8 protein-coding genes are annotated in these 7,409 nt (G+C 66.0%); 7 read left to right on the forward strand and 1 reads right to left on the reverse strand.

All coding sequences use genetic code 11. The annotated features are described in order from the left end of the window. The 5 genes from ACIQ42_RS13330 to ACIQ42_RS13350 all read left to right on the forward strand — a co-directional run. The coding region (locus tag ACIQ42_RS13330) for a flagellar hook-associated protein FlgK (protein WP_397422703.1) at nt 1-1,950 on the forward strand (1,950 nt) is incomplete at its 5' end. 10 nt (nt 1,951-1,960) lie between these two features. Continuing rightward, complete coding sequence (locus ACIQ42_RS13335; RefSeq protein WP_397422704.1) at nt 1,961-2,893, forward strand: flagellin; 933 nt, start codon at nt 1,961-1,963, stop codon at nt 2,891-2,893. A 38-nt stretch (nt 2,894-2,931) separates the two neighbouring features. After that, a complete protein-coding gene (mnmA, locus tag ACIQ42_RS13340) occupies nt 2,932-4,113 on the forward strand; it encodes a tRNA 2-thiouridine(34) synthase MnmA (protein WP_397422705.1) in 1,182 nt (393 codons plus the stop codon). Between the two features lie 9 nt (nt 4,114-4,122). Continuing rightward, entirely contained in the window at nt 4,123-4,320 is a 198-nt protein-coding gene (locus tag ACIQ42_RS13345; RefSeq protein ID WP_397422706.1) for a hypothetical protein, read from the forward strand. 16 nt (nt 4,321-4,336) lie between these two features. Continuing rightward, nucleotides 4,337-5,527 carry an acetyl-CoA C-acyltransferase gene (locus tag ACIQ42_RS13350; RefSeq protein ID WP_397422707.1) on the forward strand — a complete coding sequence of 397 codons (1,191 nt, stop codon included), beginning with the start codon at nt 4,337-4,339 and terminating at the stop codon, nt 5,525-5,527. A gap of 11 nt (nt 5,528-5,538) precedes the next feature. On the opposite strand, the gene ACIQ42_RS13355 is transcribed toward ACIQ42_RS13350, so the two are convergent. Then, nucleotides 5,539-6,099 carry a DUF3617 domain-containing protein gene (locus ACIQ42_RS13355; RefSeq protein ID WP_397422708.1) on the reverse strand — a complete coding sequence of 187 codons (561 nt, stop codon included), beginning with the start codon at nt 6,097-6,099 and terminating at the stop codon, nt 5,539-5,541. Nucleotides 6,100-6,159: 60 nt separating this feature from the next. On the opposite strand from ACIQ42_RS13355, the gene ACIQ42_RS13360 reads away from it, so the two are divergent. After that, nucleotides 6,160-6,426, forward strand: a complete 267-nt coding sequence (locus ACIQ42_RS13360; RefSeq protein ID WP_397422710.1) for a GNAT family N-acetyltransferase — start codon at nt 6,160-6,162, stop codon at nt 6,424-6,426. 64 nt (nt 6,427-6,490) lie between these two features. Then, on the forward strand, nt 6,491-7,273 hold the full coding sequence (locus tag ACIQ42_RS13365) for a hypothetical protein (RefSeq protein WP_397422711.1): 783 nt from the start codon (nt 6,491-6,493) through the stop codon (nt 7,271-7,273). The last annotated feature ends 136 nt before the right edge of the window (nt 7,274-7,409 follow it).

The raw sequence follows: 7,409 nt of genomic DNA on the forward strand, positions 1-7,409 counted from the left end.
GGCGCCGGCGCCGGCGTCAAGATCACGGGCGTTAACCGGATCACAGACCAGTTTCTGCAGGTCGCATCGTTGTCGGCGTCGTCGGACACCAAGCGCTGGTCCGCCGTCTCGCAGTTTCTCGACAACGCCCAGAGCCTGTTCGGCGATCCGTCGGCGAACGGATTCTTCTTCAACCGGCTGGACAAGGTCTTCGGCGCCTTCTCCACGGCGGCGAATGATCCGTCCTCGACCCTGCTGCGCAGCCAGGCGCTTTCCAGCGTTGAGGACTTCCTGAGCGAAGCGGACCGGATCAACGGCCAGATCGTGTCGCTTGTAGACACCGTCGACACTCAGATCAGCGCGGGCGTCGAACGCGCCAATGGGCTGCTGGACGAGATCAGTAAGCTCAATCTGGAAATCAAGCGGGCCTCTCTGGTGGGGGCGGACGCCTCGGGTTCGGAAAACATCCAGAGCCAGTTGCTGGACGAATTGTCCGGCCTGATGAACATCCGTGTGTCCGGGCGCGGGGGTGGCGGCTTTGACGTGCGAACCGCTGAAGGCGTCCTGATCGCCGGCGATGGCGCGGCAAAGCTGACCTACAACAGCTCCGCCACCACGCCGGGATACATTACCGCGCAGCCGACGGGCAGCTCCAACCAGCAGCCGATCCAGCTCATCAGCGGCCAGCTCCGCGGCCTGCTGGACCTGCGCGATGAGGAGCTCCCCAAGATCTACGATCAGCTCGGCGAGTTCACGAGCCGCGCCGTGGATCAGCTGAACGCCGCCCACAACGCGGCCTCTGCCTATCCGCCCCCTTCGTCGCTCACCGGTCGCGCTACCGGACTTGATCTGCCGACCGCGATCGCGGGCTTCACCGGGACGTCCACTATCGCCGTGGTGAACCCTCAGGGTCTTCTGCAGCGCAAGGTGGCGATCGACTTCACCGCGGGCACGATCTCGGTGAATGGCGGGGCCGGCGCCGCCTTTACACCGGCCAGCTTCCTGGCGGATCTCAATACCGCCCTTGGCGCCTCCGGGAGCGCCAGCTTCTCCGGCGGCGCCTTGTCGCTCAACGCGACCGGGGGGCAGGGGCTCGCCCTCGACGAGGGTACCTCGAACAAGACCGGGCGTGGTTTCTCGCACTTCTTCGGTCTGAACGACCTGGTCAAGGCGAACGGCTTCACCAACTACGCCACCGGGCTGCAGCCGACCAGCAACCACGGCTTCACACCGGGCGGCCAGCTTACCTTGCGGTTGTCGACCCCGGATGGGCGTCCCGAGCGCGAGGTGCCGATCACGATCCCGGCCGGGCCGTTGACGAGCGATCTGCTCAATACGCTGAACAACAACTCGACCGGGGTCGGCCTTTACGGATCCTTCGCCCTCGATTCCAACGGCGTCCTGACCTTCACCGGATCGGCCCCCTCGAACGCCGAACTGTCGATCGTCACGGACAATACCCAGCGTGGCGTCGGCGGGCCCTCGGTCAGCCAGTTGTTTGGTCTGGGAACCCAGGCGCGGTCGGCGCGGGCCGGGCTGTTTGAGGTTTCAGCGGCATTACTGTCGAACCCTACCAAGGTCGCTATGGGGAAGCTGGAAACGACTGTCGCTCTGGGCGCGGTAGCCATCAGCCCGGGCGACGGCCGCGGGGCGCTCGGCATTTCGACCTCGGGAGGCGTCCCGATCCTGTTCCAGGCCGCCGGGGCACTGGGTCAGGTGACCATGACAGTATCCAGATACGCCTCGGAGTTCGGGGGGGCGGTGGGTCGCGCCGCAGCTTCGGCGGAGACGCGCAAGGCCAGCTCGGAAGCCGTCGCCACCGAGGCCAACAATCGCCGCCAGGCCGTTGAGGGCGTCAATCTCGACGAGGAACTGGTCAATCTAACCACCTATCAGCAGGCTTTCAGCGCCTCGGCTCGCATGATTCAGGCGGCCGGCGACATGTTCGACGTCCTGCTGGGTATTGTCTGAGGAGTTCGCCATGGTCACTCGCGTCACCACCTCCGGAAACTATTCAGCGGTGCTCACCAACCTGCTGGCCGCGCAGCAGCGGCAGGCTGACGCCGGCGACCGCGTTTCCACCCAGCGCAATGGTCAGAACCTGAAGGACTACGCCAAGTCCTCTGAACTGCTGACCGCCATGCGCACGGTACAAACTCGCGTCGGGGTATTTCAGGATCAGAACAGTCTGATCGCCGACCGGCTTGCCAACCAGGACGCCTCGCTGGTTCGGGTGGCGGACGCCGCCCAGTCGATCCGAGAGCGCATGGCCGATGCCATCGCCTCCGGTCGCGTCGACGGCCTTGTCGAGGACATCCAGGCCCAGATGAACATCGCTGTCGACAGCATGAACGCCAGCTATAGTGGCAAGTACCTGTTCGCTGGCGGCCAGGTCGACACCAAGCCGGTCACGGCGAGCACACTGGCTGACCTTACTGTGCCGCCAGCGGTGATCGCTGACTTCTTCAAGAACGATGATTTCAAGGTGAAGGCCAAGCTCGACGACGCCACATCCGTGACCGCCGGCGTCCTGGCCGACGACATTGGCACGGATCTGCTGACCGCGCTGCAGACGTTCCAGACCTTCAACCAGGGCCCCAATGGTCCATTCACCGGCGCCATGACCAACGCCCAGAAGACCTTTCTTGAGGGCCAGCTGGCTAGCTGGAATACGATCCGGGCCGATGTCACGCTGATCGCGGCGCAGAACGGCACCAACCAGAAGCGGGTCGACGACGTGGCCACGGACCTTGAAGCGCGCCAGACATCCTTGACGATCATGTTGGGCGATATCACCGATGCGAATATGGCTCAGGCCTCGGCGGATCTGGAGCAGGCTAGTCTTTCGGTGCAGTCCTCCGCCTATGTTTTCCAGACGCTGAAATCGTCGTCGTTGATCAACTTCCTCAGGTAGCCTCGAATATCCGGGCCAGAACCGCTACATAGGCCCCTATGAATGCGGCTGCGGCCATTTCCGACACCCTGAGCGACGGCTTGATCGACGCCGTGCGCGACGCGGTGCGCCTGCCTGCCGGGACACGAATCGTGGCGGCCATGTCGGGCGGCGTGGATTCAACGGTGACGGCGGCGCTACTGCATCGCGCCGGCTATGATGTGGTGGGCGTCACCCTGCAACTCTATGATCACGGTGCGGCGATCCAGAAGAAGGGCGCCTGCTGCGCCGGTCAGGATATCCACGACGCCCGCACTGCGGCGGAGTCCCTCGGTATCCCTCATTATGTGCTCGACTATGAGAGCCGCTTTCGCCAGCAGGTGATCGAGGACTTCGCCGACTCCTACCTGCGCGGCGAGACGCCCATCCCCTGCGTTCGCTGCAATCAGACGGTGAAGTTCCGCGACCTGCTGGACGTGGCCCGCGATCTGGGTGCGGACGCCATGGCGACGGGTCACTATGTGCGGCGCGATGTGGGTCCCGAAGGGCCGGAACTGCATCGCGCGTTCGACGCGGCGCGTGACCAATCCTGGTTCCTGTTCGCCACCACCCCGGAGCAGCTGGACTACCTCAGGTTCCCCCTTGGCGGGCTGCCGAAGCCGTCCGTGCGCGCGGCGGCGACCGCGCTGGGGCTGAAGGTTGCAGACAAGCCCGATAGTCAGGATATCTGTTTTGTGCCGGAGGGCCGCTACACGACGGTGATCGACCGCCTGCGCCCACACGGTGCGGAGCCGGGCGACATCGTACATCTGGACGGTCGGCTTCTCGGTCGCCACGAGGGGGTCACGCGCTACACCATCGGGCAGCGACGGGGTCTGAACGTGGCGGTTGGTGATCCTTTGTTCGTCGTGAAGATCGATGCTGACAGCCGGCGCGTGTTGGTCGGCCCGCGAGAGGCCCTGCTCACCCGCGCGCTCAGCCTGAAAGAAACCAACTGGATCGGCGACGGACCCGATATGGCTGCGGCCTGCAAGGTCCAGCGTCCGGTGCTGGCCCGTGTGCGCTCGACCCGTGAGCCGGTTCTGGGCCATCTGGGTATGGTCGGCGGCGAGCCAGGCGTTCTATTCGGTGTGCCCGAGGAAGGCGTCGCGCCTGGCCAGGCCTGTGTGCTCTATGCGCCGGAGGCGCCATCTCGGGTTCTGGGCGGCGGTTTCATCGCGGGCACGCTCGGCAATCCCTGAGGTCTCGCCATGACCGCAAAGCAGCTCGTGGACATAGCCTGCGACGAGGATCCCCGCGCGCCGTGCCTCTGGGTGCCATCCGACCTGTGGCCGGAGTTCTGCGCCGCAATCCGCCAAAAGCCCAACCTGATCGGTGCCGTCATCTACCGCAACAAGACTATCCGGGACGGCGGCCCCTACAGCGACGTGACAACCAGGCAGCCTTGAGAAAGTCGTCCCCTACATGAGCCAGACCTCCGACCCCGTCGTCATCGCCGCCTACGCCCGCACGCCGATGGGCGGGTTCCAGGGCATGTTCTCCGGCGTAAAGGCCACCGAACTGGGCGCCGTGGCCGTGCGCGCGGCGGTGGAGCGTTCCGGTGTTGATCCGGCGGTGGTCGAGCAGATCTTCATGGGATGTGTTCTGCCCGCCGGTCTGGGTCAGGCGCCGGCGCGGCAGGCGGCCCTGGGTGCAGGCCTGCCAGAATCTGTGGAGGCCACGACGGTCAACAAGATGTGCGGGTCGGGCATGCAGGCCGCCATCATGGCCCATGACGCACTGGCCGCCGGGTCTGCCGAGGTGATCATCGCCGGCGGCATGGAGAGCATGACCGGCGCGCCCTACCTGATGACAAAGCACCGTGGCGGCGCCCGCATTGGCCACGATACCATGTTCGACCACATGTACCTGGACGGTCTGGAGGACGCCTATGAGCCCGGCCGCCTGATGGGCTCATTCGCCGAGGAAACGGCGCGCCAGTATCAGTTCACCCGTGACGCTCAGGACGAATACGCCATCGGCTCGCTCACCCGCGCCCGCACCGCCACTGAGAGCGGCGCGTTCACCCGGGAGATCACCCCCGTTGAGGTCACCGGCCGCAAGGGCACGGTCACGATCAAAACTGACGAGCAGCCGCTGAAGGCGGATCCCGCGAAGATCCCGACGCTTCGTCCTGCCTTCTCCCGGGACGGCACGATCACGGCGGCCAACGCCTCGTCCATCTCCGATGGCGCCGCCGCTCTGGTGCTCACCCGCGAGAGTGTGGCGCGACGCCTGGGCCTGTCCGTCGTCGCCCGCATCGCCGCCCATGCTGCCCATGCCCATGAGCCGGGTCAGTTCGCCACTGCGCCGGTCCCGGCCATTCGGAAGGTGCTGAAACGTGCGGGCTGGTCGGTGAACGACGTCGACTTGTTCGAGGTGAACGAGGCCTTCGCCGTGGTCGCCATGGTGGCGGAGCGCGACCTGGGCCTTGATCGGGCGAAGCTCAATGTCAACGGCGGCGCCTGCGCGCTGGGACACCCCATCGGCGCCTCGGGCGCGCGCATCCTGGCCACCCTGCTCAGCGCCTTGCAGGCGCGCGGCCGTACGCGCGGCGTCGCCAGCCTCTGCATCGGCGGCGGCGAGGCCACGGCGATGGCGGTGGAGCTGGTCTGACGCGCCCGTCGCTATTTCATCGCCGCCATGCTGTTGAGGTTCACCTTCACGCCTCCGGGCAGCAGCATGTCGCCGGGCTTCATGTCAGCGGGGCAGGGGCCTTCCCAGGTTCCCGTCATTTCCATGTCATGGGTCCCGTTGGCCTGGGCCATGGACGAGCCGGTGGTCACCGAGGTCGCCTTGACCACATAGCTGGAATTGAAGTTGCCCGTCGCCTTGCCGGTGGTGGAGATCTTGCCGGCGGCGCCCATGTTGCACTCGCTGGCGAAGGACCAGCCGCCGACCCCGGGCGTCACCTCATTCTTCGGGCAGAGCTCCTTGTTCAACTGCTGACCAAAGACCGTCATCTTGGCCTCGGTGGCCTCGTCGAGGCAGATCTTGGAGGTCTGGGTCATCCCTTGCGTCGTGACGGTCTGGGTCCAGAGACCTGCCTTGCGCCGGGGAGGTCCGGTCATCGGGGCCGACGCTGCGGCGGCGGGCGCCTCACCGGTCGCCATCGCTGGCGTTTCCGGCTTCTTCTGGCAGCCGGCCAAAGCCAGCAGGCCGGCGCTCAATATAAGAGCACGATGCATCTTGATCCCTCCTTCAACGATCCCCAGTCTTGAGGCTACTCCGGAAGCCGGGTTTCTGAAATGACTGAACTTCGTGACACAGGCGCGCGCTACGAAATCGACGATCAAGGTTTGACCTGCTGGGCCGACTATCGCCTCGACGGCGCACGGATCTATGTTGACTATGTCTTCAGTCCCCCTGCGTTGCGCGGCACAGGCGCTTCGGGGCGACTGATGACCGCATTGGCGCAGGACGCCCGGGACAGGGGCCGCACGATCACGCCGATCTGCAGCTATGCGGCGGCCTGGCTGAAGCGCAGCGCGGAGTTCCGGGACCTGGTGGGTTAAGGGGGTTGCCTTGACCGTCACCCGCCCACTGGCGTCTCGCCGCGCGGCATCGTAGTGAGCCCCGATGACTGAACCCGTACAATCTGGCGCGCCGTGGCGCCCACCGGCGGATCTGGGAGAAGGGTCCCTGGCTGGCGCCGCGATCCGGCTCCTGCGCGTCGCGCCGCGCGGGATGTGGATGGTGCTCGCGGTGATGGTCGTGGTCGGACTGGGCCTTGATCTTGGCGCACGCCAGCTGGGCGTGCCGCTGGATGGCCGTACAATTCCGCCCGAGACCTGGGCCTATCTGGGTGTAGTGGCGCTGGTCAATTCCGTCATGGTCGGCGTGTTGCTCCACCTCCTGCTGACCGGCCAAACGCCGCGTGGTCTCCAGGCCGGGCTGGTGGCCTTCGTGATCTGGACGGCGGGGACCAGCCTCTATGCCAACGGTCTGATGACCCTCACCCAGGGCGCCCAGGGGGCGCCCCCGGCCGAGCTTCTGCCGCGTTTCCTTGTGGTTGCTGTTGGCGGGATTGGCGGGGTCATCGTCTTCACCCGCCTCTTGCTGTTGCCCATCGCCTGGCTGGTAGGTGATCCTGGTGCGACTCCCGCCGCCGCGTGGGGCCGGATGCGGGGACAGCTGGTGGGCTATATCCTGGCCTCCATGGTGCTCAGCCTGCCGGCGTTGCTCATCGGCATTCTTCTGGTTGGTATCGCTGGCGGCGCCGAGGGTGCCGCGTCACCGGCCGCGCGCCTTGCGGCGCAACTGATGGCGGCCGGGCTGGCCGCCCTCGGCGCTGCCCTCAACGCCGTGATCTACCTGCGACGGGTGGGCGCGCCACAGCGCCTTGACGAGGTGTTTGACTGACGGTGTCGGGCCGTCAATGTCCCAGGTCTTCCGCCACCCATGCCTGGGCCAGCCGTTGGCAGGGCGGTGAACGGCCGTCCATCCGCTGAATCATGCCGACGCAGATCAGATCGTTCTCGGGGTCGACCCAGAACCA

The sequence above is a fragment of the Phenylobacterium sp. genome (assembly GCF_044372605.1).
GTDB lineage: Bacteria > Pseudomonadota > Alphaproteobacteria > Caulobacterales > Caulobacteraceae > Phenylobacterium.

What these genes read in the sequence shown, in the direction of transcription:
- ACIQ42_RS13350 (WP_397422707.1), top strand. Translation starts at nt 4,337, where the DNA reads ATGAGCCAGACCTCCGACCCCGTCGTCATCGCCGCCTACGCCCGCACG.
- ACIQ42_RS13360 (WP_397422710.1), top strand. Translation starts at nt 6,160, where the DNA reads ATGACTGAACTTCGTGACACAGGCGCGCGCTACGAAATCGACGATCAA.
- mnmA (WP_397422705.1), top strand. Translation starts at nt 2,932, where the DNA reads ATGAATGCGGCTGCGGCCATTTCCGACACCCTGAGCGACGGCTTGATC.
- ACIQ42_RS13365 (WP_397422711.1), top strand. Translation starts at nt 6,491, where the DNA reads ATGACTGAACCCGTACAATCTGGCGCGCCGTGGCGCCCACCGGCGGAT.
- ACIQ42_RS13335 (WP_397422704.1), top strand. Translation starts at nt 1,961, where the DNA reads ATGGTCACTCGCGTCACCACCTCCGGAAACTATTCAGCGGTGCTCACC.
- ACIQ42_RS13355 (WP_397422708.1), bottom strand. Translation starts at nt 6,099, where the DNA reads ATGCATCGTGCTCTTATATTGAGCGCCGGCCTGCTGGCTTTGGCCGGC.
- ACIQ42_RS13345 (WP_397422706.1), top strand. Translation starts at nt 4,123, where the DNA reads ATGACCGCAAAGCAGCTCGTGGACATAGCCTGCGACGAGGATCCCCGC.